Origin of the sequence: Marivirga sericea, from assembly GCF_900177665.1 — a bacterium.
GTDB lineage: Bacteria > Bacteroidota > Bacteroidia > Cytophagales > Cyclobacteriaceae > Marivirga > Marivirga sericea.
Genome location: NZ_FXAW01000005.1, coordinates 315,484 through 341,175, shown reverse-complemented (window position 1 = coordinate 341,175; position 25,692 = coordinate 315,484). Strand labels below are relative to the sequence as shown.

The following is a 25,692-nucleotide window of genomic DNA, read 5'->3' as shown; positions in this document are numbered from 1 at the left end:
TGGAATTGCTATCAAAATAATTTCACCAAATTAAAACCCGCAAAAACAGTCAGTAATCCTATTACTACACTCCCTAAAGTATATAGTAAAAACAGCCCAATTTGTCCGTTTTGCAGATAACTGAAATTCTCATATGTAAATGTGGAAAAAGTGGTAAAGCCACCACAAAAGCCCGTTACTAATAGTAGTTTGAAATTTTGAGAAGGATGGTCAACTAAGTAGCCTAGCAGCACACCAATTAGTAAAGAACCCAAAATATTGGCGATAAAAGTACCATACGGGAGAACGCTAGACAGATATTTGTCAGCATATTGAGAGGTGGCGTATCGAGCTATACTTCCCAATCCACCGCCTAATCCGATTAAGAGGATATTTTTAATCATTTTGAGGCAAACTTACGGTTCCATTGTTCTCTATCATAAACTAATTTGCCGGATGCATCCCACTCTTGATTGATGTAGGGTTCGAAATCTTTGGCAAATGGATCACGGCCGTATTGAATTGTCTTTTTTCTTCTTCTTCTTAGGTCATAGTACTCAGCCCATAAACCTACTTTTTCATCAAATCTGTACTCACCTTGTACAGCAACTTGTCCATTTTTGTGAAAGTAAAGATAAGTGCCTTCCTTCTCACCATGTTCAATTGGAATGACCTCTTTTACATGTTCTCTTTTCTCTTCATCATAATAGCTAATTTTGGAATCTATAGGCCAGCCTTTAAAATAGGTGAGCTTATCCATGAGGATACCATTATTATCGTATCTCATCCAGCGACCATGTTTCAAGCCATTCCAGAACATGCCTTTTTCAATGACTTGTTCGTCCTTCATTTTTTCATAAGGCCCGTGTAGAATTCCTGCAAATTTAGGATCTGCATTTTTCGTACTTCTGATTTCTTTCCTTTTGAAATCATACCAGTAAAAGTCTCTCACATAAGGATCTGGACCTACATATTCTTTTTTTAGATAATTGAATAGCTCGCGAGTTACATTATTTCCATACCCTGATAATGTATAGTTTTTACGTACTTTTTTATCGTAATAGAAATTACGTTTTTTCTTTTTCTTTTTTTCTTTATCCTCCTCCTCCTCATCTTCTTCTTCCTCAGTCTGTAAATCAATGGTTACAGGTGCTCCGTCAAGAAATTGAAAAGTTTTTTTAATAGTGTCAGAAGGGGTAGGGATAGTATCTTTTGGTATTTCCTCTTCTTGTGCCACTAAAGACAGAGGCAAACTGATGATTATAATCGTTATGAGTAGGTAATTCTTCATATTGTGCTAAACGAAAACAGCCCGAAGTTATTGAAAATTCCGGGCTGTCTATAATAATTATTAATTTTTCAATTACGAATTACGAATTTGATCTTTCCAATTTGTAATTAATCAATTCCTAATTCGTAATTATTTCTCCATCATCTCAACACTTCTGCTGATGAAGTTAGTTAAATCCTTTCCGTTTAGCATATTTTGTGAAAGTAGCGCCAAATCATAATTCTGCTTTGCAATATTCTTTTGCGCTTCTTCGCTCTCCGCTTTCAATATTTTTGAAGCCATTTTATGATTAGCATTAATGGTTAGATTATACTGATCAGGCATTCCTCCCATGAAAGCCATGCCGCCACCGCCAGTTTGTTGCATATCTTTCATTCTGCGCATAAATTCTGGCATAGTCAGAGAAACAGGCAATTCATCAGGTGATAGCGCTTCAACAGCAACCGTCATAGATGAATTATTGATAGCATTTTCAAAAACTGTTTTCAGTTTCTCTTTTTCTTCATCGGATAATACGCTTTCTGCTTTCTCGTCCTTATCTATCAATTTGTCTACAATATCAGCATCTACTCGCTTCATATTGGTTTTTTCCAATTTCTGCTCTAACTGATTGATGAAATGGCTGTCAATAGGACTGTCCAATAGCACCACATCATAGCCCTTTTTCTGAGCCGAAGTAATATAAGCATCTTGCTTATCAGGATTAGTAGCATATAGAATAGTTACGTTTCCGTCCTTATCAGTCTGATTTCCAGCAATGTTTTCCTTATATTCATCTAAAGTGAAAAGCTTATTTTGCTCGATGCTTTTCAATAGACAGAATTTTTTTGCTTTATCATAGAACTTGTCATCGCTCATCATACCGTACTTCACGAAAAGTCCAACGCTATCCCATTTTTCTTCAAAGGACTTTCTATCATTTTTATAAAGCTCGGCCAGCTTGTCTGCTACTTTTTTGGTAATGTGATTATTGATTTTCTTCACATTGCTGTCAGCCTGCAAGTAACTTCTCGATACATTCAATGGAATGTCAGGAGAATCAATTACTCCGTGCATCAACATCAAGAATTCCGGCACTACATCTTTCACTTCATCTGTTATGAAGACTTGACGAGAATATAGCTGAATTTTATTCTTCTGAATATCAAAATCATTCTTGATTTTAGGGAAATACAGAATACCGGTCAAATTAAAAGGGTAATCTACATTTAAGTGAATCCAAAATAATGGATCCTCACTAAATGGGTAAAGTTCTTTGTAGAATTCAATGTATTCCTCATCCTTAATTTCAGTGGGCGCTTTAGTCCAAAGAGGAGTCGTATTATTGATAACCTTTGGTTTGGTTATTTTTTTCTCTTTTGCATCATCTCCTTCTCCTTCTTTAATAGTTTCTTCTTTTTCACCGAAAATGATAGGAACAGGCAGGAACTTACAGTATTTGGTTAAGATTTCATTAACTCTGTGCTCTTCTAAAAATTCTTCTGAATCCTTATTGATGTGCAGAATGATTTCTGTCCCTCTTTTCTTTTTCTTTCCTTCTTTAAGTTCGAATTCAGTACTGCCATCACAAATCCAATTTGCAGGAGTAGCATCTTTTTCTCTCGAAAGGGAATTTATCTCTACCTTATCGGCTACCATGAAGGCAGAGTAGAAACCTAAACCAAAATGGCCGATTATTCCCGATCCTTCTCCTTTTTCCTTATATTTTTCTACGAATTCAGTGGCTCCGGAGAAAGCGATCTGGTTAATATATTTTTTAATTTCTTCACCTGTCATCCCGATTCCTTTATCGATGACATGTAACGTTTTTTTCTTTTTGTCGATTTTGATTTCGATGCTTAAATCGCCCAAATCACCATCATATTCGCCTAATGTTCCAAGGCTTTTGATTTTTTGGGTGGCATCTACTGCATTGGAAACCAACTCACGAAGGAATACTTCATGGTCAGAGTATAAAAATTTCTTGATTATTGGGAAAATATTTTCCGAATGGATCGAAATACTACCTTTCTCTTGCATTTTATTTACTATTTTGATTTAATCAATTCCCTAGTATCAATTCCTATTCCATTTATCTTTTATTATTCTTTTGCTGTCAGCTTGGCAGTAAAAAAATCTCTAAATTGCATAGACTGAAAAAATATCATACAATGAAGAAGCTAAGCCTAATTTTATCTACCATTTTTTGCATTCTTTTGTTTAATGCTTGTGAAGTTTTACAACAAGTTGCAAAAGACTATGATTTGGATAGCAGTCAGTCAGGGAAGTTGACCGAACGAGAAGTCATTAAAGGTTTAAAGTCTGCTTTGGAAGTGGGGACTAAAGCTGGAGTGGATCAATTAGCTACAACCAATGGCTTCTTAAAGGATGAAGCAGTAAAAATATTTCTGCCTGCTGAACTAGAGTCTGCTATTTTACAACTGAAATCTACCACTGCCGGCAAAAAAATTTATGATGAATTGATAAAAAGTATTGAAGCAGATATGATAGTGAGTTTGAATCGGGCAGCTGAAAAAGCGGTCGTTAAGGCTAAGCCTATTTTCGTGAATGCTATTAGTAGCATGACGGTTCAAGATGGCTTTACTATTCTAAAAGGCAGTGATAATGCTGCTACAAATTATTTGCGAAACAACACTTTCAACCAATTAGTAACTGCTTTTAAGCCCGATATTAAAGATGTTTTGGATGATCCCATCGTATATGATAAAAGTAGCGAGCAGCTATACAGTATATTTGTTAAGACCTACAATGAAGTAGAAAGAAAAGATCTTATTAATGTATTAAAGCTGAGCCCCATAAAAGAAAAGGATTTGGCTAGTTTTGTGACTGAGCGCGCTTTGGATGGAATGTTTCAAAAAGTTGCTTTGAAAGAAAAAGATATCAGAGAAAACCCTGCAGCAAGGATAAATGATATTCTGAAAAAGGTATTTGCTCAACAATAATTTATAAATTTGCGCATATTTTGAATGGATTTAGAGGTATTAGATCCTTGACGATATTTTAATATGAATGTAAAGCAGATTTCAAGTTTAGCTATTTTAATTTCCAGTTTTCTGATCCTTTCTTCTGCGCATTTAAAAGCACAGGATTATGGATTAAAAACCGGCTTAGTGATTTCCACTGTAAATGGGCAAGGAAATACCAACTTAAAACCGGGCGCTCAATTAGGTGTCTATAAAAATTTCGGGGCTACGGAAAAGCTTTTTGTTCAGATGGAGGCATTAGTTACTCAAAAAGGTTCATGGAATTGGGATAGTGAAAATGTAAATAATATCAATCTTTATTATTTTGACTTTGCTATTATGTTTGGGATTTTATTGGATGAAAAATTCACAATAAATCTAGGGATTCAGCCTTCTATCTTTTTAGGAGGGAGTTATCACTATTCTGTAGATGATCAAAAGATAAAGGAAAACTTGGGAGGTACGGTAAGTGCGATGGATTACGCAACACTTTTCGGTCTTGAATATGACTTAAGTGATGATTTTACAATAGGGGGGCGATTTAATTACAGCTTTGTTCCATTACAATCCTATGATAATATTTTTGCAGATAATGGGGAGCTTCCTTATTCTATGGTAGTGCAATTATATGGTAAAGTCAAAATGGATAAACTGTTGAATATAATCAAGAAGTAATAGGAAGAGGCCAGTTACTGCACTAACTCATCATTTTCCCATTCTCCCTTCAATTTCACATTACCGTCTTTATCATATAGAGTGCCCTGACCATTCCTTTTATCATTTTTCCATTGCCCTTCATATTTTTCTCCTGTATTCCAATAGTAGGTACCTGTTCCTTCTCTCTTATCATTTTGATATTGACCTACATATTTATGGCCATCAACCCATTTATAAGTGCCTTTCCCATGCTTCATATTGTTTTTCCAATCTCCATCATAAACACTATTGGAGCTGTAATGACCAACTCCTTCACCATTGGCTTTCCCGAATTGCACTTCTCCAAAGTAAGAGATTTTGGTTCCATTTGCGTTATAAAAAGTTAAACGGCCAAGGTCTGCCTTATTTTGAAGCTTCTGCTCTTTTTGTCGGATTTCTTTATTGAGTGAAGCTATTTTATTATTTAATTCATTGCTAATTGAATCAATTTTATCTTGGTAAGTAGCTTCTATTTCAACTGTTTTCTTATCCAGTTCACGCTGCATATTGGACAACTGTGAACTGCTCATACTTTGCGTGCTATCTAGTTCCGATCTTAAATAATTAAATTTGGCGATAGTTTCTTTCCGGCTTTTTAAAAAGGTATTATTATCTATCGAATCTGCTATGCTGAGGTAAATATCCATGGCATCTTCATACCGCCCAGCGATAAATAGCTCATCAGCATTAGATTTTTGACGGTATAAAACTCTTTGCTGCTCTAAATTGTGAAGTTGTTCCGTTTTGTTTTGGGCTTCTAACTTGAAATCGTTTTTCTTTTCAGTAATTAAGAAGATAGCTATTAAGCAACCTACAATTATAACAGGAGCGACATAAAGCACTATTTTTTGTAATTTGTTCATCTTAAGTTAATCTGAGAATTTAATGGTCGGTATTTTTTGCTCTTCTTTTCTGAAATCTAATGAGATATAAGTACTTAGTCTAATGATCAATCTCCTTCTGTATAAAGTTGGATCATTGAGATTTTGTCCTGTAGTATACATAAGTCCCATAGAACTGGAAACCCTTGGACTAGCAATATACCCAAGATTTCCATACAATCTTAAGTCTTCGACAAAACTTCCGACAACGCTTTTTCCACTTTGCATGATTAATTCTACACTAGGAGAGAAGTAAAAAGTTCCTGGCTTTAATTTGTCGCCATTGATTGGTATCTTCATATAGAAATTGTAACGCCACCGGTTGCCAAATTTGAATTCATCCTTTGCAGCTAAGCTCCCTCTTTTCCATCTGTGTTCTATCCTTATTCTATTATATAACATAAACCTTGGGAAAGGCAATACAAAAAGGTATTGATGCCAGATTCTTGGCTCTATATAAATAGGGTCATAATCGCTATTGCCAGGCTGTGGAGTAAAATTTAGTCTTAAGACTCCTCCTACTGTAAAATTGAAGTTGGGAGAAACAACATAATTTAGTCCGTGACGATTGTATATTTGTGCCATTCTATCGACAAATGGGGTTGTATTGGTGCTTCCAACTCTCCTGTAATGCATTTCTCCAGCCCAATATAGTTTCTCAGCTATTCTGAATTTATTATAAGAACTGAGCCAGAGATTGGTGCTTAGATCTTCAAATTCCGGTTCCAGTTCCTGAGCGGAAAGGTGAAAGCAACTGCTGAAAAGAATGATAAGTAAAAAATTTCTCATTTCCATTAAAAGCTTAATTCCATTTCTAGTACTTCAGAGGCTTTTGCAGGGGTTTTTGCCCTTTTTACCTTTCTTTCCATTCTGTTAGTATTTTCTTCATTCAGCACATTTATCATCTCCTCATATAATATTTTGAAGTTCGCTTGGTAGGCAGCCATATTATCACAAGTCAAACGCTGCATATTTTGAAATATACCCGGTAGAAGTAGTTTGTTGAATGCTTTATAAATAGATGGTTTCGATTTTTCTTCCATATTGGTGAAAGTGTAAGGATTAAATACCTCCTTGGTATAGGCTTCGTTTATTTTGTAAATGCTCTCAGGTGCTTTATTTATGGTGTAGATCAATTCTTCAGTCCTATTAAAACAATTAATAAGTGGCTCGATTGCCCTTATTTTCTCTTCACTTGTTGGAAGGTTTGAATACATTGCGAGCTCTGCATCTGCAAATTTAATGATAGCTTCAGTAACATCGATGCCTGCAAAGTTATCGTGTTCGCCTGTAATTAGGGAATCTGCCAAGTGCTTAGTGTTTTCATATTTTGCGAGCATCGCGTTTTCTAATGCTACTAATTTTTCTTCTTCTTGAAATTCCTCCAAGAATTGCTGCAAATTTTCTTCAATAAGTTTCAATTCTATTCCTAGTGATTCCATTAAAGTTGCCAGCTTAGATAGATTACTTTGCTTGGCAGAAAAATTTAAGTCAGCTTTAATTTCATAACTCCGAGACAATGAATCACTCTTAAAAACTTTATTTATAGCTGTTTCGTCATAAAGGTCAATTTTATACTGAATTAGTTGATTTCTGTTGAAAAACTTAAGTTGGTCATCATCATAAAGAGACAGAATATCATATGTTGGGGCTAAAAAGTAATCTTTAATATCTTCTAGTACATTCTTGAATTGTGAAACTTTGCAGGTAGATACACTTGCGATATTGAACTGGGGATTGTTTAATATCAGTTTCGTTTGTTGTAGGTTTTCTTCATACTGTAGTCGAATTTTCTGCAGTAAATCCTGTTCTATTGTATCTAATTCAGCTGCTTTTAAAATGGTAACAATAGCTGGTTTTATGTTGTTTTTTAGGATAGGAGAGAAGGTCTTATCTACTAATTCCAAATTGTCTAGTAAAATAAAGTACAAATCGCTGATTCCATCCTCTTCTTTAAATGTTAAATGCAGTTCTTCGTTCGAAATTCTGGCCTTTAATTCAATAATTTCAAGGAAATCCTGATCTAGAAGAATCTTTTTTTCAGATAAGCTATTATTGCCAGGGTCATCAAAGTTAATCTGTTGAATTTCTTGATTTCTAATTAACCTTTTAGCCACCAGCACATTTTCTTTAAATACCCATTCTTTTAGCAATATTTTCTGATTAGCTTTATTTAATCTGTAAAAAGACCACACACCAGAGGCTTTTTCATTACCATCTAATTCTCCTTCCAAAATATCATTTTGAAATTGTAATTGGAATTCACCATCCGCCTTGTCGTCCTTGAAATTGATGGTAGCTACAAAAGTGGTGTCTTTAATTTTTGAATCTCTTATTTGCCAATCATACAGTTTCCAATCTCCGATCTTTTTTCCTGCCATGAATTTGCCTGTGGCCATAAATTCATTTCCGTTAACCTTATAAGAATAGGTATAATCGTTATAGTAGCCAGATCCAGAGGGAGCAAAAGAACCTTTTTTAAGTTGCCAATTTTCATCAGCCCTATTTTCTATAAAAAAGCCTTCAACTGACAAATATTCATAAATATCTTCTTGATTTTCAAATTGCTGGTTCAGCTCAAATTCACCATTGTATATAGTATCTCCTTGGCTTAGGTAAAATTCGTATTTGGCTAAAAAGTTTTTTCCATTGCTTACATAAATACTATCGTAAGTTTGGGTGTTTTGCGCAGATCCCTCAGGAGTGAATAGCCAAAGCGTTATTAGCAAAATTAAGACAGGTCTTTTGATTGTCCTCATAAATAGTAATGATATTACCTTCAAATGTAATAATTATTTTGATTAGCCCTAAAAGACTGATTTAACTTTCTAAATACTCCATAAATTATGATTCATAGGGCCGGTAAATCTTTAAATATGTTAGACTTTTTGATAGTTTACAGTCTTCTACTTAATCAGTGCTTCTTGCTTTTTGACAATAGCACTAATCAAAACCATATCAAATTAAAATCGGGATTATCTCAATCGATCCATTGAACGTACCAATCTTTCATCTTTTCGAATAAATCGAACGGCAAGAGAATTAAATACTAAAGCAATAGCTGGTAAGAATAAACCATAACTATAGGAACCTTGTATTCCAGGTAAAATATTACCATCTGCTTGGGTAGACCAGTATGCAGAGAGCCCTAATGCCGTACCAATTAAGAGAGAATTAAGAGTGGATAACATGATCTGTCGCATTCTCTTTTTGTACATTCCAATAGCTATGAAGGCAACGCAAACAGACAAGAGCCCTAATATTCCAGGTATTGCATATGGCATAAATTCATTTTTAACGCCTTCCTCAGGAGAAGTGACAGTTTCTAGATAAAAAGCTGTTAAAGTATACGAAGCGCCTAAGTTAGTGTCTACTTTTTGCCATAGAGGAGCAAATAGGAATACCAACATGTTCAATCCTACAATTAATAAAAATACAGTTTGAATTCTTTGAATCATCGAAAAGTGCTTTTATGTATTTTGCAAATATACAGTAAAAATTAGTTGGGGTAAATGGAAGGCCGATAAAAATACGCTTTGCTAAATAAATCTTTGCAAAATAATGGGTATGGATTATTTTGTAGTCACTAATCGGACTGTGGCGCAGTTCGGTAACGCACTTGCATGTGGTGCAAGTGGTCATGGGTTCGAATCTCTGCACTCCGCATAATTCATATCAGCTATCTTTCAAGTTCATCTACTGCCTTTTTTACTAATCGATTTGCACAGGTAGCATAAATAAGTTAATTTAAACGGCCTATAAGCTCAATGAGTATACAAAGGTATAATAATCTGCTAATGCTGGCGGATATGTGTAATGTAAGTGCATTTAATCGCCTAAGTACCTTCACACTTAAAATAACATCAGCAATAAGTTCATTATATCGCGATCAGCGCTTTGTAACATCTGTTACTATCCTATTCGCTGAAAGTCCGTTACTTAGCATTGTGATTCAAAAAAGAAGATACAAATGAAAAATTCAAATAAAACAATTATTGACGTACGGTCAGAAGGGGAGTTCGTAATGGGACATGCAGAGGGAGCCCTGAATATCCCTTTAAATGAAATTGATGGAAGATTAGATGAAATTAGCGAAATTGAAGGTGAAATCATTCTATGCTGTGCATCCGGTAACAGAAGTGGAATGGCACAACAAATTTTGGAATCCAAAGGAATAAACTGTCACAACGGAGGTTCGTGGTTTGCAGCTGAAAACTATGCATTAGCACTATGAGTTTCCTGAGAAAATTATTCGGCTTAGGGCCGGCAGTTGATATGAAAGCATTGGTAGAAGAAGGTGCTGTTATTGTCGATGTCAGAACTAAAGGAGAATTTCAACAGGGTCATATTAAAAATGCTCTGAATATTCCGGTTGATAGCATTTCTTCAAATCTATCCAAATTGAAGAATAAAGATAAAACCATCATTACTTGTTGTGCTTCTGGAATGAGAAGTGGAACAGCCAAAGGCATTTTAAAATCTAAAGGATACGAAAATGTATACAATGGTGGTGCGTGGACATCTCTCAATCGCAAAATAGCATGATTAAGACCATCATACATACACCGTGGGGATTTATGCGCTGGCTTCGTTTAGCGATTGGTCTCTATTTGGTTTTGGTCGGTATTACGGAGTTAGAAATTTTCGCTGGTTCAGTAGGAGCATTATTTACCTTTTTAGCTTTGCTTAATCAAGGCTGTGGAGGTGGATCATGTGCTAATGGGAATTGTGATATTCCGAAAAAATAGAATGAGTTTAAAGCCGGTTAAAGCCGGCTTTTTTTTATTTAAAATTAACAAATGAAGGAGTTTTGGAATGAAAGATATGCGAAACAGGAGTTCATTTATGGTACAGAACCCAATGAATTTCTTCGTGAAGAATTAGAAAACTTACCAATAGGCAAAATCATCTTACCCTGCGATGGTGAAGGAAGAAATGCAGTTTTTGCGGCCAAACTAGGTTGGGAAGTAAATGCCTTTGATTTCAGCCCTTCTGCCAAAGTAAAAGCGAATAAATTAGCTCAAAAAGAAGCAGTTAGGCCTAATTTTGAAATAGCCGATATCCACGAAAAGGATTATAAAGAAAATTCAGCAGATGTGGTGGCTTTAATTTATGCCCATTTTCCAGAAGCGTTAAGGAAAATTGCGCACCAAAAGGCAGTTAAATGGTTAAAACCAGGTGGGAAATTGATATTAGAAGCCTTTAATCCAAAGCAAATGGAAAATACATCAGGTGGGCCGAAAAATATTGAGATGCTTTATACTGAAGAAATGCTCCGAGAAGATTTTAAAGAGTTGAAAATTGAAAATCTGGAAAGTCTAGAAATTAATTTATCAGAAGGTGCATTTCACAAAGGCAAAGCTGAAGTAATCAGACTTATTGCAACAAAAATAGGATGACTTTTAAATAGCTTTTAAAGTAATGATGCTAGGTACTTTAAGAAATCGGGAACAGAATCTATTTTTATACATAGATAAAATCTATATAGTTATTTATAAAATCATCTGAATCGATTGTATGTACATCTAATTAATAGCGTATCATTGCATCAAGTTTAATTTTTTAACCACATATATATGAAAAAACTAATTCCAATACTCCTATTATTTATCACGGGGATCATGTTTACAGCATGCCAAAATGGTGAAGAGAAGACTGCAGAGGCAGATGCTTACTCCGGTGCGACCAAGAAAAGCCCATCTGCAATGAAAGCTAGTCAATTGAATGACTGGTGGCCGAACAGATTAGATTTGAGCATTTTAAGACAGAATTCTGAAATGTCAACTCCTATGAACAAGGATTATGACTATAAAAAAGCTTTCGCAAGTCTAGATTATTATGCACTTAAAGCTGATATCGCAAAAACTTTAAAGGATTCAAAAGAATGGTGGCCGGCAGATTACGGGCACTATGGACCTTTCATGATTCGTATGGCTTGGCATAGTGCAGGTACTTACAGAACAGGTGACGGAAGAGGAGGTTCTCGTTCCGGACAGCAGAGATTTGCTCCCTTGAATAGCTGGCCAGACAATGGTAATCTTGATAAAGCCAGAAGATTGATGTGGCCAGTAAAGCAGAAATATGGTAATAAAATTTCATGGGCGGATTTGATGATTTTAACAGGAAATGTTGCGCTAGAAGATATGGGCTTTAAAACTATTGGATTTGCCGGTGGTAGAGAAGATGTTTACGAGCCAGAATTAGATGTATACTGGGGTTCTGAAGAGAAATGGTTAAGCGATGAGGAGCGTTATTCGGGAGACAGAGATTTAGAAGATCCTTTAGCAGCAGTTCAAATGGGATTGATTTATGTTAATCCTGAGGGACCGAACGGAAATCCTGATCCAATAGCAGCTGCACACGATATCAGAGAAACTTTTGGTAGAATGGGAATGAACGATGAAGAAACAGTTGCTCTCATAGCAGGTGGACATACGTTAGGAAAAGCTCATGGTGCCGGACCAGCGGATAATGTAGGTGCTGCACCAGCTGCTGCAGATATGGAAGAGCAAGGCTTTGGTTGGAAAAGCTCTTATAAATCAGGAAAAGGCAAAGATGCGATTACTTCTGGTTTAGAAGTAACTTGGACCAATACTCCTGCAAAATGGAGTCATGGTTATTTAATGAGTTTGTTTGAAAATGAGTGGGAGTTAACGAAAAGTCCGGCAGGTGCTCATCAATGGGTGGCTAAAGATCCTAAAGTAATGGTTCCAGATGCTTTTGATTCAACTAAAAAGCTGAAGCCGACTATGTTTACAACAGATTTATCACTAAGAGAAGATCCTGCTTATGCTAAAATATCTCGTAAATTCTTAGAAAACCCTGCTTTGTTCAATGATGCATTTGCAAAAGCGTGGTTTAAATTGACGCACAGAGATATGGGTCCTAATACCACCTATTTGGGGCCTGAATATCCTAAAGAAGATTTTGTTTGGCAAGATCCAATTCCTGCAGTTGATCATCCTTTGGTGAATACCAATGATATCAAAAAATTGAAAACTCAGATTTTAAATTCTGATTTGTCCATTAGCGAAATGGTGTCTACTGCCTGGGCCTCAGCTTCAACTTATCGTCATTCCGATAGAAGAGGAGGAGCAAATGGAGCTCATATTCAATTAGCGCCTATGAAGGACTGGGAAGTTAATAACCCTGCACAACTTCAAAAAGTAATGGGTACTTTGAAAGGTATTCAGAATGAATTTCATAAATCTTCTGGTGCCAAAAAAGTATCAATGGCTGATATGATCGTATTAGCAGGTGCGGCAGGAGTAGAGCAAGCAGCTAAGAATGCAGGCTACACTGTTAAAGTGCCGTTTACTCCAGGTAGAATGGATGCTAAGCAAGAGCAAGTAGATATTGAATCTATGAACTTATTAGAGCCAATGGCTGATGGTTTTAGGAATTATTTAAAAACCAGATACTCTGTTTCCACTGAGGAATTATTAATAGACAAAGCGCAACTTTTAACCTTGACTCCACCAGAAATGACTGTTTTAGTAGGTGGTATGAGAGCCTTAGGAGCTAACTTTGATGGTTCTCAACATGGTATTTTTACTGATAATAAAGAACAATTAAGCAATGATTTCTTTGTCAATTTGTTAGATATGAGCACAGAATGGGAAGCAACTGATGATACCAAAGAACAATTTATCGGAAAGGATCGAAGTTCAGGCGAGCAAAAATACACCGCAACAAGAGCGGATTTAGTTTTTGGTTCTCACTCTGAATTGAGAGCTCTTGCGGAGGTTTATGCGCAGGCAGATTCTGAGGAAATGTTTGTGAATGATTTTGTGGCCGCTTGGGATAAAATTATGAAGTTAGATAGATTTGATTTAGTTTATCAGTAGATTTCTTATCTTAAGTCTGACTACTATAGGCCGAACTCTTCAGTTCGGCCTTTCTTATATTAGCGCCTTTTTTAAATAAAATGTTGTAGCAACTATGCAAAATACTGTCATCATAGCCTCCAAAAATCCTGTAAAAATAGAAGCCACTAAAGCTGGATTTCAAAGAATGCTGAAGAAAAAAGATCTTATTTTTGAAGGCGTATCAGTTCCTTCCAATGTCAGTGACCAACCTATGACACATGAGGAAACTAGAAAAGGGGCCTCCAATAGATCAGAAAATGCGAAATCAAAATTTCCGAATGCTGATTTTTGGGTAGGGATTGAAGGGGGCGTTCATCAAGATGAGTTCGGGATGCAGGCCTTTGCTTGGATTGTAGTGCAGTCAAATATTAAAAAAAGCCAAGCGCAAACCGCTGTCTTTTATATACCTGAACCTATAGCTAAAATGGTCACGGAGGGAATTGAATTAGGAGAGGCAGATGATATCTATTTTGGTCGATCAAATTCGAAGCAAAAAGATGGAGCTGTTGGAATACTCACCCATGGAGAGATCGACAGAAAAGCTTACTATGAGCATGCCATGGTAATGGCTTTGATTCCTTTCTTAAAGTATTCTTGATATTTATCATACTTTTCAATTCCTGCAGTAACATTTGTTACGCCTTTAAGATGCAGAAGCCTCTACTTTTGTTAAAAATTTAATTTATATTATGACATTGATAGAGATAATAGGATTTTTTAGTGCAGCCATTATTGGCATTTCTTTAGGACTCATAGGGGGTGGAGGTTCCATCTTAACGGTTCCTGTTTTGGTTTATTTACTAGGAATTAATCCAGTGACCGCTACAGCATATTCTTTATTTATAGTGGGTTTTAGTTCCTTGGTTGGAGGCTTGAGCTATGCTAAGAAAGGACTTGTTAATTATAAAACAGGAATTGTCTTTACTATTCCGGCTTTCATTTCAGTCTATCTTACTCGATTGCTTTTGGTTCCTGCTTTACCAGATACTTGGTTTACAATAGCAGGTTTAGAGATTACTAAGTCCATTGGGATCATGGTGATTTTCGCTATTTTGATGATTGCAGCCTCTTATTCAATGATTAAAGGCAAGAAAAAGATAAAAGAAGCAGCAGAAGAGGTTGATACTGTTCAAAAATTTAATTATCCCTTAATTATTATAGAAGGTATAGTGGTAGGTGCTTTAACTGGCTTGGTAGGAGCTGGTGGTGGCTTTTTAATCATTCCTGCATTGGTGGTCTTAGCTAAGCTTCCAATGAAAGAGGCAGTTGGGACTTCTTTACTGATTATTGCTGCAAAATCACTTATAGGTTTCATTGGTGATATTCAATCTGGCGGTGATATAGACTGGATGTTTTTGATCATATTTACTGTTATAGCCGGAGCTGGTATTTTTATTGGTACTTACTTATCTAATTTAATTGATGGCCAGAAATTGAAGAAAGGCTTTGGGTGGTTCGTACTTATTATGGGGTCTGTCATGATTGTAAAAGAATTATTCCTGTAAGCTGCTAACAGATTATTTGTTTTGAGGAGGGCTTTCGAGCCCTTTTTCATTTAATCAATGTTTGATTTTGTGAGTTTAATGGTTTAGCTAGCAGGCTTGTTTCGCAATTTCTTCTGTAACCAATGTTACTATCCTTATCACTGCTTTTCCCGTAAAAAATGATAAGAAGTAAAAAACGAAATAATATGAATATTAAACATTTTTATGATAAAGCATTAGCGCAAGGATCTTTCGCGATTGAAAGTGAAGGTCAGGTAGCGCTAGTAGATCCATCGAGAGATATTCAACAATATGTAGATTTTGCCAAACAGCATGATGCAGAGATTATAGCAGTTTTTGAAACTCATCCGCATGCAGATTTTATTAGTAGTCACTTAGAGATCCAAAAGAAATTTGGGGCGGTTATTTATGTAAATGAAAAGGTAGGAGTTAGTTATGACTACATGCATATGGGGCACGGTGACGAGGTGAAAATTGGTGCAGCGACAGTAAAAGCCTTATTCACACCAGGTCACTCTCCAGATCATAATTCATATTTGTTGCTTGATTCAAAAGGAAACCAAAAGGCAGTATTTACGGGAGATTCCCTCTTTGTTGGTGATGTTGGTAGACCTGACCTTAGAGAAGGAGCAGGAAATATTCAAGTGAGTAGGAAGGACTTGGCAGGTATGATGTACGACACTGTACATGACGTCTTTTCTGAATTATCTGATGATACGATTGTCTATCCTGCTCATGGTGCTGGCTCCCTTTGTGGCAAAAATATGAGCAGTGAATTAAGTAGTACTATAGCAAATGAGAAAGCCAATAACTGGGCATTTCAAATCAAAGATAAAGATAAGTTCGTAGATGCATTTTTAGAAGGTCAGTCATTCATTCCTAAGTATTTTCCGAATAGTGTGGAGGTCAATAGAAAAGGCGCTGCCGAGCTAGAAAAATCTGTTAAAAATGCTACTAGAAAAGAGGCAGTTGAGATTCCAAAGGGGTCAATCATTATTGATGCAAGACTCAAGGAGGTTTTTAAGAAAGGACATCTGAAAGGGGCCATTAATATTCAAAATCAAGAGGGTGATAAATTTGAAACATGGTTGGGCTCAATAGTGGGACCAGAAGAGAAATATTATGTAGTGGCTGAAAATCAAGATGACTTAGATTTTGCCATTTATAGAGCAGCCAAAATTGGCTACGAATCTAATTTAGAAGCAGGAGTTGTTAATCCGCAAGGTGAAGTAGTAACAGATGCTTTGGTACCACTGGATGATTTTAAAAAGAATCCTGATGCATACACTATTATTGATATTAGAAATAAATCAGAAGTAGAAGATGGGAAATTCTTTAATTCAGCAAAAAATATCCCGTTACCCGAATTAAGGGAAAGAGCTAATGAAATTGATACGCAGAAACCTGTGATTGTACACTGTGCGGGTGGCTATAGGTCTGCTGCCGGATTTAGTATTGTGAAAAGTATTTTGCCAAATGCAAAGGTGTATGATTTAAGTGATGCAGTAGAGCAGTTTAAATAATAAGTACTAAATAGTAATTATGCTTTCTATTGCTCTAATAGGGATATGGATTCCACCTTTTAACATCAGGTGGTTTTCACCTACTCCCCAAACTGTAGTTTCTACCTCGCCCTTCGATCCATCCTGCAGGTGGAAAATTATTTTAACTTTATTTTTCAATAAGTTTCCTAAAGATTGAGCACGAATCAATTCCGACATTAGATGATGTTTTTGATCTAGATCGCTAATTACCTCCTTAAGTGTAAAATGTACATGAGCTAGATCTTCCTTTTTTAAAATTTGCGTTCCCATTTTATTTACTTTTAGCTAGTGTAAACGGATATGTGGGGAATGCGGCTGTAAATACTTAAGTAATTAAATATTGAAATTTTAAATGATATTCATTAGGAATTTTGATGATTTTAAAATCAATAAAGATGTTTTATAACTAGAATCTATTTCAAACGGTCTTTTCTTTGAGCTCACCACTTCTATAGGCCTCTAATAATTCCTTTAAATCATCGATGCGCTCCTTTATAATTTGTCCATCATCCACATCCCTTATTCGTTGTTTGGTCTCAGATTGGTCAAGAAAAACCTCACTGTAAGCTACATCTTTCTCTTCAGCAATAGCCACTTTTTGACTATCGAAAGCCTCATGTGCGATTAATTGCCGTCCGTAGCAATTATGCATCAATGTAAAGCCAGCTATTCCAGTTTGATCTTGATAGGCTTTGGAAAAACCACCGTCAATTACAACCAATCTACCCGCTCCTTTAATAGGACTTTCACCTTCTTTTACTGACACTGGTACATGTCCGTTTAGAATTACGGCATCGGGTCCTAATCCAAACTCCTCCAAAATCATTTTGCAAGTTTCTGCATTATCACGATAAGTATAGTAATAGTTCTTTTGCTCTTTTTGTATACTTCTATCATCGATAAAATAGCGTTCAAATGTGGCCATTTTATGCTTTCCAAAAATCGGAGAATCAGGCCCTGCCCATAGGTACCATAAAATATCCACTCCCTTCTTCTTTTCTTCAGATGAATCTCTGGCCGAAAAAGCCAATTTTACTTGCTTATCGAAATAGTCCATCAATTCCTTTCCTTTATACACTTGATGGTCTATTCGTACTTCTTTCAATAATCCATTGGAATTTAAAGGGATACACCCGTGATATAATAGGTTCTTATTGGTGACTTTATACATTGCACCTTTTTCGAACAGAAAGTTGGCATGCGCTTGAAGTTTTGTGCTTTTTTGAAAAGATTCAACCAATAGGTCCATCAAAAACCTCTCTTCAGGATGTAATTTTGTTAAATATCCATTTTCTAAAGTTGGAAAGTAATGGTCTTTTAAAGGGTAGGTTTTGCCTTCAATTTGAACATGGCCATTTTTCAGATCTATTTCAGACATAAAAAGCCGATCATTCATTCCAAATTCAGGTCTCCGTTTTACTAATTGGTGCTCCAATTTAAACTGGATGATAGAAATGGCTTTGTGCATCAATCGGTTCAACCATTCTTCAGAACTACTGTGTATCTCATCAGGCGCTACCTTCGGATTAAAAATAATACTGTCATCATTTTTATAATACTCTAAAGCAAAAGAGGCCAAAGGCATTAGGTTTATTCCATATCCTCTTTCTAAGGTATTAGTGTTGGCATAACGCAGAGATAGTCGAAGTACATTGGCAATACAAGTTTCTGATCCGCAAGCTGCGCCCATCCATACAATATCATGATTCCCCCATTGGAAATCGACCGAATAGTGGTTCATCAGTTCGTCCATGATGATTTCTGCACCTGGCCCTCTATCATAAACATCCCCTATAATATGCACTTTGTGGATAGCCAATTTTTGAATAAAAAATGAAAGTTGAATGATTAAATTGTCCGATTGTTCTATCTCAATTATACTGTTGATCAAATGCTCATAATAATCATTCTCTTCACCTAAATCTCTTTCCGCAACCAATTCGGTGATGATTTCATTGAAGCCGCTAGGTAGTAGACTTTGTAGCTTTTTACTGGCATAAATAGAAGCGAAACCTCTTGTAAGCTGGATTAATCTGAAAATTGTCTTTCTATAAAATTCTTTAATATTTTCAGAATCTTTTTTTATTAATTCTAGCTTTTCCTTCGGGTAATAAATGAGGGTTGCTAACTGGGCTATGTCCTTTTCAGAAAGCTCTTCAGTAAAAAGATCCTTTATTTTTTGCTTAATTACTCCAGAACCATTTCGCATTACATGTTGAAATGCTTCGTGTTCTCCATGAACATCACTTATAAATATCTCAGCTCCTTTAGTCAAATTCAAGATCGAACTTAAAGAAACGATTTTTGTAGAAACAGTTAATTGATTGGGATACTTTTCAGAAAGGAGTTTGAGATATTTTTTGTCCAATGACATTAGTTATAGCTAATTGCTTTATTTGAAGATACGGTTTCTATCATAACTAACCAATCATTTTATCCAAACTGTTTTTCTTAACCGATTACCTTATTGGTTGAACCACTAGAAGGAAAATTCTCACAACTTTAGAAATAATTTAACCGAGTTAAAACTTTTTCTTCATACCCTTCATCCTAAATTTAAATAAGTCATAAATTGAACTGAACAAGATGTATGCGGTGCAAAAAGAAGATTTAATATCACAAGCTCAAACAGGAGACACTTACGCTCAAGGCGAACTCGTGAGGGAGTGGTATCCGCGTATCTATAATTATGCCTTTAAATATTTTGGTGATGCTGATTTGGCCTCGGAGGCAGCTCAACAGACATTCATTGCCATGCATCATAAGATTGGGCAATTAAAAGAGTGTAACAAATTTAAATCGTGGATTTATACTATCGTTACCAACATTTGTAGACAGGAAAGTAGAAAAGGAAAAAGACATAAGTGGTTAAGTTTTGACCAACTATTGCCTAAACAGGAGGAAGAAAGTAGTCCTGCTTGGGAAATTTCAAAACAGGGAGAAAGTAATCCTGAACAAACTTATTTGCAGGGAGAATTGGGAGAGATTTTGACAAAATGCTTGCAACAACTAAGCAAAGATCAGCGAGAGGTCTTGATCATGAAGGAATATGAAGGTTTAAAGTTTCGGGAGATTGCAGATGCCTTAAAAGTCTCTGAAAATACGGTGAAATCGCGTTTGTACTATGCTTTTTCCCATATGAGAAAATTGTTAGCGAAAGAAAATATTACTGAAAATAGTGTGAGATATGAAAACTGAAGATTGGAAAGCAAAATTGATGGATTACCTCTATGATGAACTTAATTCAACAGAAAAGAAAGCTTTTGAGGAAGAATTGGCTCGTAATCCTGAGTTAAAAGAAGAGTTGAATTCATTTCGAACTAGTAAAGATGTGATGGAGAACTGGGAAGATGAAAAAGTGAGTGCTCCACCATTTTTCAACGTCCAGCAGAGTGAAGAGCGAAATTCATCTCAAAATGGATTGAAATGGTTTCTTTCCATTGCAGCCTCACTTTTGATTCTGATGGTAGCAGCAAAATTTACAGGCTTGGAAGTCAGTAATAAAGGTGGTGAATTTCGAATTGCATTAGGACAGCAAATGCAAACAGAAAACCAATTGAAAAAAAATGACATCGAACAAATGGTTTCTAACGCATTGGCAAACTACGAGGAGAAGATCGACACTGAAAGAGAGGGAAATAGACAGGAGTTGGAGAAGTATTTAGCCCAGCAAAGTCAACAAAATAAGCAGTTGATTAATCGCTATATGGCAAACTTACAAGAAAGCAATGTAGACATGATGCAAACCTATTGGAAGGAAAGCAATGAACAGCAGCAGGTTTACACTGAAAAGCTGCTGACAAATTTTGCCGGTTATATAGAAGAACAGAGAAAAGAAGATATGGATTACCTTTTCGCCAAAATGGAATTGATGGAATCTGATAAAGACTTATTTAAAATTGAGACTGGTCAAATGATAAACAGTCTTGCAAGTAATCAACAAGAAGAGCAAGCTTATTAAATAGTAAAGAAAGCACAAGCATGATTACGCTAATGTGGTTTCTTTCACAAGGGCTCAAGTAGTCGCTTGAACCTTTTTTAAGTCAGCTCAAAGAAGCAATTAAGTTAAAAAAAATCGCCTTTTCGACAGCTGGCGGAAAGGGTTGCAGATTGAGAAATTAATAGTAAACCACAAGCAGGCGCTTGTGCCAAAAAAAAACTTTAAAACAATAGAACGATGAAAAAATATAATTTGATAATAGTACTAAGCCTTTTTATAGGCTCTGTGTTTGGTCAGGGAATTGATCAACAAAAAATGGAAAAAGATTTGAAAGTAGCGCAGACTGTTTTGAACAGTTTTGTGAATGAAAACTCATCAAAGCATTGGAGTAGCGATCGTGAAAAAGAAACTCAATACATTGAAGGCTATGGAGTAATTCTATCATTACCAAAAAGGAATGTATTTGGTTTCGGTTTTAGTGCTGAAATGCCACCAATGCCTCCGATGCCTGACATTTCTAATGCTATAGCAAAAAGCTTTGAAGTCATCGAAGATATGCAAATTGATATGGCTGACGAGGAAGTAGATGCTGAAATGCGTGCAGAAATGGAACAGGAGAGAGCAGAGCGGAGAAAAGAGCTTGCTGAAAGACAAGCTGAATTGGAAAATAGAGCAGCTATTGCTATGGAACGAGCGCAATTCAAACTGCAGGAAATGGACAGCATGCGAGCGCAAAAAAATATTGATAATACAGAAAATGTAATTGATTTTTTATTGGATTACGGACATTTAATTAGCCAACTGGACGACTCCGATAAGATTCTCGTAATGGCAAAAGGTCATGATGTAAGATTTTATCAGGATGCTGGAATAGTAGAAAGAATAAAAACTAACAGATTATCTGTGGAAGCAAATATGAGAGACATCAGGGCTTTCCAAGCAGGTAAAATAGACAGAGAGGAAGCTAAAAGCCGAATAGTTGTAACGGAGAAAAAAGAGGCAAAACCTTTGGCTAAAGATCTTACCTTATTTCAAACCATTTTGAAAAGACTGTATGCGCGGGATTTATCAGAGACGTACTACCTTCATGGAGGAATGCCTTACGAGCAAATCGAGGGATTGGGAGTTATATTTTATATGAACATGGTTTCTTCTGTACAAGAAAGTGCAAGGTGGAATGTGCCCACACAAGATAAGCAAAACCTATCGCAAGAAGAGAGAGACAACTTGATCAAAAGCCTTTACCCTAAATTTGAGAAGGAATTGAAAAAGAATATCATAGAATACGGAAAGAGTGTAAAGAGCTTGAGCGATGCAGAGCAGTTAATTTTTAAAGTGAGTATCACCAAATGTGCTAAGTGCGAAATACCTTCCAGTCTGGAGTTGCAACTGAAAGGAAAGACTTTAAACGAGCTCAATGCGGGTAAATTAAATACTGATCAAGCCTTAAGTGAAATAAAGGTATCAAAAGGTGAGTTACAATAAATGAGATTCATAACCTCCAATTCAATATTGCCACTTGAATTGGAGATTTTCCCTTTCATGATATTTAAAAGTTATTTGTTGAGAAGTGTTTAGTTTCAATTCCTTATATTCGCCCTCGAATTAAAAAAAGGACTATCACAATGCTTCAATTTTTCTTTGGCTCTGACCAAGCCTCCCTAGGAAAAAATGTTTTTCCATTTCCATCCAAGAAATCCTTATTCTTATTTTTACTTTTTGGTTTGATTTTATTAAATCATTCAGTTTTCGCTCAATCGTCAGGCATTTATGGGCTTGTAACAACTGAATCTGGAGAAAAAATGCCTTACACTAATGTGGTGGTACTGGGGCAAGCTATCGGTACATCGACAAATTATGATGGTGAGTATTCTTTAAAACTAAAGCCTGGCAACTATAAAGTCAGCTTTCAATTTATTGGCTATAAAAGTGAAGTCCGTGAAATCTCACTTAGTGCCAATGAAAAAATAGAGATTAATCCGGCTTTAAGTGTTGAGAAGGTCTTTTTAAATGCAGTGGAAGTAAGTGCTAAAGCTGAAAATCCTGCTTATGAAATAATCCGAAATGCCCAAAAAAACCGAGAGAAGTATTTGAAGGAAAATAAAGGCATAAGCTATAGTATTTATACTAAGCTTTTTGGAAAGGCAGAGACCAATTCAGATAATATGATTAGCTTCTTTGGTACGATGCTTACACCTAGAAATGGGATATTCTATCTGTCTGAATCTGTCAATAGGATTTATCAATATGAGTACAACAATACATTTCAGGAATTAAAAGCATCGCTGGTGTTGGGTGATGATTTAAATGCTAGTCAAAACAACCCAGTATTTATAAATTTGTACGAAAACAGACCTTTCTCAGTAGGATCTCAAATGGCACAAATAAGAATTGCATCTCCAATTGCTACTGATGCATTTAGCTTTTATGATTACGATTTTTTAGGTTCTTTTGAGGAAGCTGGCCGCACTATTCATAAAATTGAGTTAATTCCTAAAGGGTCGGACAGAAATACTTTTACTGGTGAAATATATGTAATTGATGAGAGCTGGAGGATATATCAGTCTCATTTATTCCTAAAGAGTATAGCTGGTGATATTGAGATAAGTACTCAAACTATTAAAGATGATACTGAAGAAACTTTTCTACCGTTTTCTTCCAACTTATTTTTAGAGAAACCAGGTAGTAATTTGGAAGTGTATTATCATAATGTGGCCTATGATTATAATTTCAATGCTACTAAGCCTGAGCAGTCAGAGCAACTTAATAAGATAATTGATAAATCAGACTACTCAAAGCCTGCCTCATGGTGGAAATCTAGCAGAAAAGTTGAATTGACGGAAGATGAGAAACTAGCCTATCAAATGGATCAAGCCATAAAGGAAAAACCTTATGAATTTAAGAAAAGTGAAAATGACAGTCTATATCAAAGCCTTATTGCAGGAGAAAAGAAGAAAACGCCATTACAATTATTTGGGTTAGCAATCACTACAGGCGAATGGAAATTGAATGAGAAACTGGCCCTTGATTTCAGTGTATTTACTTTCAATACTGTTGAAGGCGGAGTTTTAAAACCAGAAATAATATTTCGGAATGAATTTAGAAATAATCATAGATATAAAGCGACTGCAGCAATAAGATACGGATTTGCTAGTAAAGATTTTTATGGCAGAGGATCATTTTTATATGAATTGAACCCCGCTACTATTAGTACAATTGAGCTTGAAGGAGGGAGCTATGTTGAACAGATATCCGGGAATAAGTCCATTTCAAATATCGTAAATCTCGATTATACATTACTTGCAAAATTAAACTATCAAAAGCTCTACAGAACGGATTATTTGTCTTTAGACTGGAGAAGAGAGTTAGTCAATGGATTCGATATTAGGGTGGGGGCTTCTTACGATAGAAGATATGCTCTGCCAAATAGCTCTGATTATAATTGGTATAATGAAGAGGATGAACCTAGAGAATTCACACCAAACCAGGCTTTTATTCAGGGAGAATACCGATCGTTTCAGCAAAATGATATCTTAGAATCCGGTCTTTTACTCTCTTACCAACCAAAAAGAAAATTTGATCTGGTGAATGGAAGGAAAATACCCTTATCTTCTAAATATCCGATATTTAGAGCTGGAGTTGATGTAGGGATTCTGGATACTGAGTACAGTAGGTTTTGGGGGAATGTTTCAGATGGATGGAGTTTGAATTCTGTAGGTTTTAGCAAAATCAGTGTCAGTTATGGACAGTATTTATCCAGAAGGAATTTGACTCCTATTGATTTTTTTCATTTTATGGGAAATCAAACAGCTTTTTCTCAAAATCAGCGACAATTTGGCTTAGCTTTCCAATTACTTGACTATTATCAACATAGCACTTCGGGATATTTTGCAGGAGCAAATTTCGAGCATGATTTTGACGGAGCTATTTTAGGTCGAATACCACTGTTGAAAAAGATTGGTCTCAAATCTTATTTTATGGCTAATTATTTACAAACAGCAGAGAGCCCTAGGCTACTTGAGCTAGGTGTCGGATTAACATCTTCCTTTTATCCAATTCGACTTAATTATTATTTTGGGTATGAAAATGAACGCTTTTTGCAGCATGGTTTTATTCTTACTTCCTCTTTTTAATTTTGATCCGATTTTTCAATACTTTTAAAGATAGACTACAATGGTATTGCAAAGTTCAAACATGATGGCAGATAACCCCACCTTATTATACCTTACAGACCTTTACTACCCAGCGAAAGGCAGAGATTACTATGAAGAGGATTTATATATCACTTCTCAGTTCAAAGAGCATTTTAATATCTTAATTGGCAATCCTCAGCAGGCCTTAGCATTTTTAGACAAAGCAGAAATTATAGTGTTCAGAAATACAGGACCTGTTGCCTACTATCAAGATTATTTCAATGAATTTGTAGAAGCCGTAAAGCAAAAAGGAATTCCAACTTTCAATTCATTTGATGGAAAAGCCGATATGAAAGGGAAGCAGTACCTTTTGGATCTATTTGCTCAAGATTTCCCTGTTATTCCTACAATTGATAAAATCTCTGATTTGAACCTACTTTCACCATCTCAGGAATATATGATCAAACTTAAAAACGGAGCAGATTCTATTGGTATGGAAAAAGTGAGTAGGGCGGAAATAAATGAAGCCGATTTAAAAAGTAAGCTCATTCAGCCTTTTATTGATTTTGAATATGAGGTTTCCTTTTATTTCATAAATAATGAGTTTCAATATGCACTTTATGCTCCGAACAAAGATAAAAGATGGGATTTAAAACTTTATGATGCTTCAACCGATGATCTGGCTTTTGCCCAAAAATTCATAGACTGGAATAATATGCAAAGAGGAATTCAAAGAGTGGATGCATGCAAACTAACAGACGGAAGTTTATTATTGGTAGAATTGGAGGATCTGAATCCGTTCTTATCTTTAGATTTGTTGAGTGACGATTTAAAAAGAGCGTTTATTAAAAAGTTTGTATTATCATTGAAAGAAATCACTTTCTAAGTAAAA

The 25,692-nt window shown here is 35.7% G+C and carries 24 protein-coding genes; 15 read left to right on the top strand and 9 right to left on the bottom strand.

Annotated elements, in window-relative coordinates; all coding sequences use genetic code 11:
- Positions 1–11 precede the first annotated feature (11 nt).
- The 3 genes from crcB to htpG all read right to left on the bottom strand — a co-directional run bounded on the left by crcB (position 12) and on the right by htpG (position 3,289).
- Entirely contained in the window at positions 12–383 is a 372-nt protein-coding gene (gene crcB, locus B9Y84_RS13330) for a fluoride efflux transporter CrcB (RefSeq protein ID WP_245830869.1), read from the bottom strand.
- Positions 380–1,270: a toxin-antitoxin system YwqK family antitoxin gene (locus B9Y84_RS13325; RefSeq protein WP_085517876.1), complete on the bottom strand. Its 891-nt coding sequence runs from the start codon at positions 1,268–1,270 to the stop codon at positions 380–382. The genes crcB and B9Y84_RS13325 overlap by 4 nt, the downstream gene beginning before the upstream one ends.
- 129 nt (positions 1,271–1,399) lie before the next feature.
- Entirely contained in the window at positions 1,400–3,289 is a 1,890-nt protein-coding gene (gene htpG, locus B9Y84_RS13320) for a molecular chaperone HtpG (protein WP_085517875.1), read from the bottom strand.
- Positions 3,290–3,420: 131 nt separating this feature from the next.
- On the opposite strand from htpG, the gene B9Y84_RS13315 reads away from it, so the two are divergent.
- Both B9Y84_RS13315 and B9Y84_RS13310 read left to right on the top strand, forming a co-directional pair.
- On the top strand, positions 3,421–4,212 hold the full coding sequence (locus B9Y84_RS13315) for a DUF4197 domain-containing protein (protein ID WP_085517874.1): 792 nt from the start codon (positions 3,421–3,423) through the stop codon (positions 4,210–4,212).
- 63 nt (positions 4,213–4,275) lie between these two features.
- Positions 4,276–4,908: an outer membrane beta-barrel protein gene (locus B9Y84_RS13310; RefSeq protein ID WP_085517873.1), complete on the top strand. Its 633-nt coding sequence runs from the start codon at positions 4,276–4,278 to the stop codon at positions 4,906–4,908.
- Positions 4,909–4,922: 14 nt separating this feature from the next.
- Here B9Y84_RS13310 and B9Y84_RS13305 read toward each other — a convergent pair whose 3' ends face one another.
- The 4 genes from B9Y84_RS13305 to B9Y84_RS13290 form a co-directional block, all read right to left on the bottom strand.
- Positions 4,923–5,792, bottom strand: a complete 870-nt coding sequence (locus B9Y84_RS13305; RefSeq protein WP_085517872.1) for an MORN repeat-containing protein — start codon at positions 5,790–5,792, stop codon at positions 4,923–4,925.
- A gap of 6 nt (positions 5,793–5,798) precedes the next feature.
- The gene (locus tag B9Y84_RS13300) at positions 5,799–6,599 is read right to left on the bottom strand and encodes a DUF2490 domain-containing protein (protein ID WP_176223797.1); all 801 of its coding nucleotides are present in this window, start codon (positions 6,597–6,599) and stop codon (positions 5,799–5,801) included.
- Between the two features lie 5 nt (positions 6,600–6,604).
- Positions 6,605–8,569 (bottom strand): hypothetical protein, encoded by a 1,965-nt coding sequence (locus tag B9Y84_RS13295; RefSeq protein WP_085517870.1) that lies wholly within the window; start codon positions 8,567–8,569, stop codon positions 6,605–6,607.
- Positions 8,570–8,785: 216 nt separating this feature from the next.
- The gene (locus tag B9Y84_RS13290; RefSeq protein WP_085517869.1) at positions 8,786–9,268 is read right to left on the bottom strand and encodes a DUF4293 domain-containing protein; all 483 of its coding nucleotides are present in this window, start codon (positions 9,266–9,268) and stop codon (positions 8,786–8,788) included.
- A gap of 512 nt (positions 9,269–9,780) precedes the next feature.
- On the opposite strand from B9Y84_RS13290, the gene B9Y84_RS13285 reads away from it, so the two are divergent.
- The 8 genes from B9Y84_RS13285 to B9Y84_RS13255 all read left to right on the top strand — a co-directional run bounded on the left by B9Y84_RS13285 (position 9,781) and on the right by B9Y84_RS13255 (position 16,706).
- Positions 9,781–10,044 (top strand): rhodanese-like domain-containing protein, encoded by a 264-nt coding sequence (locus B9Y84_RS13285; protein WP_085517868.1) that lies wholly within the window; start codon positions 9,781–9,783, stop codon positions 10,042–10,044.
- Positions 10,041–10,355 (top strand): rhodanese-like domain-containing protein, encoded by a 315-nt coding sequence (locus tag B9Y84_RS13280; RefSeq protein WP_085517867.1) that lies wholly within the window; start codon positions 10,041–10,043, stop codon positions 10,353–10,355. Before B9Y84_RS13285 ends, B9Y84_RS13280 begins: the two co-directional genes overlap by 4 nt.
- Entirely contained in the window at positions 10,352–10,558 is a 207-nt protein-coding gene (locus B9Y84_RS20430) for a hypothetical protein (protein WP_139828035.1), read from the top strand. The genes B9Y84_RS13280 and B9Y84_RS20430 overlap by 4 nt, the downstream gene beginning before the upstream one ends.
- A 51-nt stretch (positions 10,559–10,609) precedes the next feature.
- Entirely contained in the window at positions 10,610–11,209 is a 600-nt protein-coding gene (locus tag B9Y84_RS13275; RefSeq protein WP_085517866.1) for a class I SAM-dependent methyltransferase, read from the top strand.
- Positions 11,210–11,386: 177 nt separating this feature from the next.
- Positions 11,387–13,657, top strand: a complete 2,271-nt coding sequence (katG, locus tag B9Y84_RS13270; RefSeq protein ID WP_085517865.1) for a catalase/peroxidase HPI — start codon at positions 11,387–11,389, stop codon at positions 13,655–13,657.
- A 94-nt stretch (positions 13,658–13,751) separates the two neighbouring features.
- Positions 13,752–14,276, top strand: coding sequence for an inosine/xanthosine triphosphatase (yjjX, locus tag B9Y84_RS13265; RefSeq protein ID WP_085517864.1), 525 nt, complete (start codon positions 13,752–13,754; stop codon positions 14,274–14,276).
- 91 nt (positions 14,277–14,367) lie between these two features.
- Positions 14,368–15,183 carry a sulfite exporter TauE/SafE family protein gene (locus tag B9Y84_RS13260; protein WP_085517863.1) on the top strand — a complete coding sequence of 272 codons (816 nt, stop codon included), beginning with the start codon at positions 14,368–14,370 and terminating at the stop codon, positions 15,181–15,183.
- A 185-nt stretch (positions 15,184–15,368) separates the two neighbouring features.
- On the top strand, positions 15,369–16,706 hold the full coding sequence (locus B9Y84_RS13255; RefSeq protein WP_085517977.1) for an MBL fold metallo-hydrolase: 1,338 nt from the start codon (positions 15,369–15,371) through the stop codon (positions 16,704–16,706).
- 6 nt (positions 16,707–16,712) lie between these two features.
- Here B9Y84_RS13255 and B9Y84_RS13250 read toward each other — a convergent pair whose 3' ends face one another.
- Both B9Y84_RS13250 and B9Y84_RS13245 read right to left on the bottom strand, forming a co-directional pair.
- On the bottom strand, positions 16,713–16,997 hold the full coding sequence (locus tag B9Y84_RS13250; protein WP_085517862.1) for a hypothetical protein: 285 nt from the start codon (positions 16,995–16,997) through the stop codon (positions 16,713–16,715).
- A 148-nt stretch (positions 16,998–17,145) separates the two neighbouring features.
- Complete coding sequence (locus B9Y84_RS13245) at positions 17,146–19,101, bottom strand: fructose-1,6-bisphosphatase (RefSeq protein ID WP_085517861.1); 1,956 nt, start codon at positions 19,099–19,101, stop codon at positions 17,146–17,148.
- A gap of 212 nt (positions 19,102–19,313) precedes the next feature.
- Between B9Y84_RS13245 and B9Y84_RS13240 the strand changes: the two genes are divergently transcribed.
- The 5 genes from B9Y84_RS13240 (at position 19,314) to B9Y84_RS13220 (ending at position 25,686) form a co-directional block, all read left to right on the top strand.
- Positions 19,314–19,925: an RNA polymerase sigma factor gene (locus tag B9Y84_RS13240; protein ID WP_085517860.1), complete on the top strand. Its 612-nt coding sequence runs from the start codon at positions 19,314–19,316 to the stop codon at positions 19,923–19,925.
- Positions 19,915–20,688, top strand: a complete 774-nt coding sequence (locus tag B9Y84_RS13235) for an anti-sigma factor family protein (protein WP_085517859.1) — start codon at positions 19,915–19,917, stop codon at positions 20,686–20,688. Before B9Y84_RS13240 ends, B9Y84_RS13235 begins: the two co-directional genes overlap by 11 nt.
- A 216-nt stretch (positions 20,689–20,904) precedes the next feature.
- Complete coding sequence (locus B9Y84_RS13230) at positions 20,905–22,152, top strand: hypothetical protein (RefSeq protein WP_085517858.1); 1,248 nt, start codon at positions 20,905–20,907, stop codon at positions 22,150–22,152.
- Between the two features lie 140 nt (positions 22,153–22,292).
- Entirely contained in the window at positions 22,293–24,800 is a 2,508-nt protein-coding gene (locus tag B9Y84_RS13225) for a DUF5686 and carboxypeptidase regulatory-like domain-containing protein (protein ID WP_085517857.1), read from the top strand.
- A gap of 61 nt (positions 24,801–24,861) precedes the next feature.
- On the top strand, positions 24,862–25,686 hold the full coding sequence (locus B9Y84_RS13220) for an ATP-grasp domain-containing protein (RefSeq protein WP_245830868.1): 825 nt from the start codon (positions 24,862–24,864) through the stop codon (positions 25,684–25,686).
- Positions 25,687–25,692 lie beyond the last annotated feature (6 nt).

Coding starts and splice junctions, on each gene's coding strand:
- crcB (WP_245830869.1), bottom strand. CDS start 383: ATGATTAAAAATATCCTCTTAATCGGATTAGGCGGTGGATTGGGAAGT.
- B9Y84_RS13325 (WP_085517876.1), bottom strand. CDS start 1,270: ATGAAGAATTACCTACTCATAACGATTATAATCATCAGTTTGCCTCTG.
- htpG (WP_085517875.1), bottom strand. CDS start 3,289: ATGCAAGAGAAAGGTAGTATTTCGATCCATTCGGAAAATATTTTCCCA.
- B9Y84_RS13315 (WP_085517874.1), top strand. CDS start 3,421: ATGAAGAAGCTAAGCCTAATTTTATCTACCATTTTTTGCATTCTTTTG.
- B9Y84_RS13310 (WP_085517873.1), top strand. CDS start 4,276: ATGAATGTAAAGCAGATTTCAAGTTTAGCTATTTTAATTTCCAGTTTT.
- B9Y84_RS13305 (WP_085517872.1), bottom strand. CDS start 5,792: ATGAACAAATTACAAAAAATAGTGCTTTATGTCGCTCCTGTTATAATT.
- B9Y84_RS13300 (WP_176223797.1), bottom strand. CDS start 6,599: ATGAGAAATTTTTTACTTATCATTCTTTTCAGCAGTTGCTTTCACCTT.
- B9Y84_RS13295 (WP_085517870.1), bottom strand. CDS start 8,569: ATGAGGACAATCAAAAGACCTGTCTTAATTTTGCTAATAACGCTTTGG.
- B9Y84_RS13290 (WP_085517869.1), bottom strand. CDS start 9,268: ATGATTCAAAGAATTCAAACTGTATTTTTATTAATTGTAGGATTGAAC.
- B9Y84_RS13285 (WP_085517868.1), top strand. CDS start 9,781: ATGAAAAATTCAAATAAAACAATTATTGACGTACGGTCAGAAGGGGAG.
- B9Y84_RS13280 (WP_085517867.1), top strand. CDS start 10,041: ATGAGTTTCCTGAGAAAATTATTCGGCTTAGGGCCGGCAGTTGATATG.
- B9Y84_RS20430 (WP_139828035.1), top strand. CDS start 10,352: ATGATTAAGACCATCATACATACACCGTGGGGATTTATGCGCTGGCTT.
- B9Y84_RS13275 (WP_085517866.1), top strand. CDS start 10,610: ATGAAGGAGTTTTGGAATGAAAGATATGCGAAACAGGAGTTCATTTAT.
- katG (WP_085517865.1), top strand. CDS start 11,387: ATGAAAAAACTAATTCCAATACTCCTATTATTTATCACGGGGATCATG.
- yjjX (WP_085517864.1), top strand. CDS start 13,752: ATGCAAAATACTGTCATCATAGCCTCCAAAAATCCTGTAAAAATAGAA.
- B9Y84_RS13260 (WP_085517863.1), top strand. CDS start 14,368: ATGACATTGATAGAGATAATAGGATTTTTTAGTGCAGCCATTATTGGC.
- B9Y84_RS13255 (WP_085517977.1), top strand. CDS start 15,369: ATGAATATTAAACATTTTTATGATAAAGCATTAGCGCAAGGATCTTTC.
- B9Y84_RS13250 (WP_085517862.1), bottom strand. CDS start 16,997: ATGGGAACGCAAATTTTAAAAAAGGAAGATCTAGCTCATGTACATTTT.
- B9Y84_RS13245 (WP_085517861.1), bottom strand. CDS start 19,101: ATGTCATTGGACAAAAAATATCTCAAACTCCTTTCTGAAAAGTATCCC.
- B9Y84_RS13240 (WP_085517860.1), top strand. CDS start 19,314: ATGTATGCGGTGCAAAAAGAAGATTTAATATCACAAGCTCAAACAGGA.
- B9Y84_RS13235 (WP_085517859.1), top strand. CDS start 19,915: ATGAAAACTGAAGATTGGAAAGCAAAATTGATGGATTACCTCTATGAT.
- B9Y84_RS13230 (WP_085517858.1), top strand. CDS start 20,905: ATGAAAAAATATAATTTGATAATAGTACTAAGCCTTTTTATAGGCTCT.
- B9Y84_RS13225 (WP_085517857.1), top strand. CDS start 22,293: ATGCTTCAATTTTTCTTTGGCTCTGACCAAGCCTCCCTAGGAAAAAAT.
- B9Y84_RS13220 (WP_245830868.1), top strand. CDS start 24,862: ATGATGGCAGATAACCCCACCTTATTATACCTTACAGACCTTTACTAC.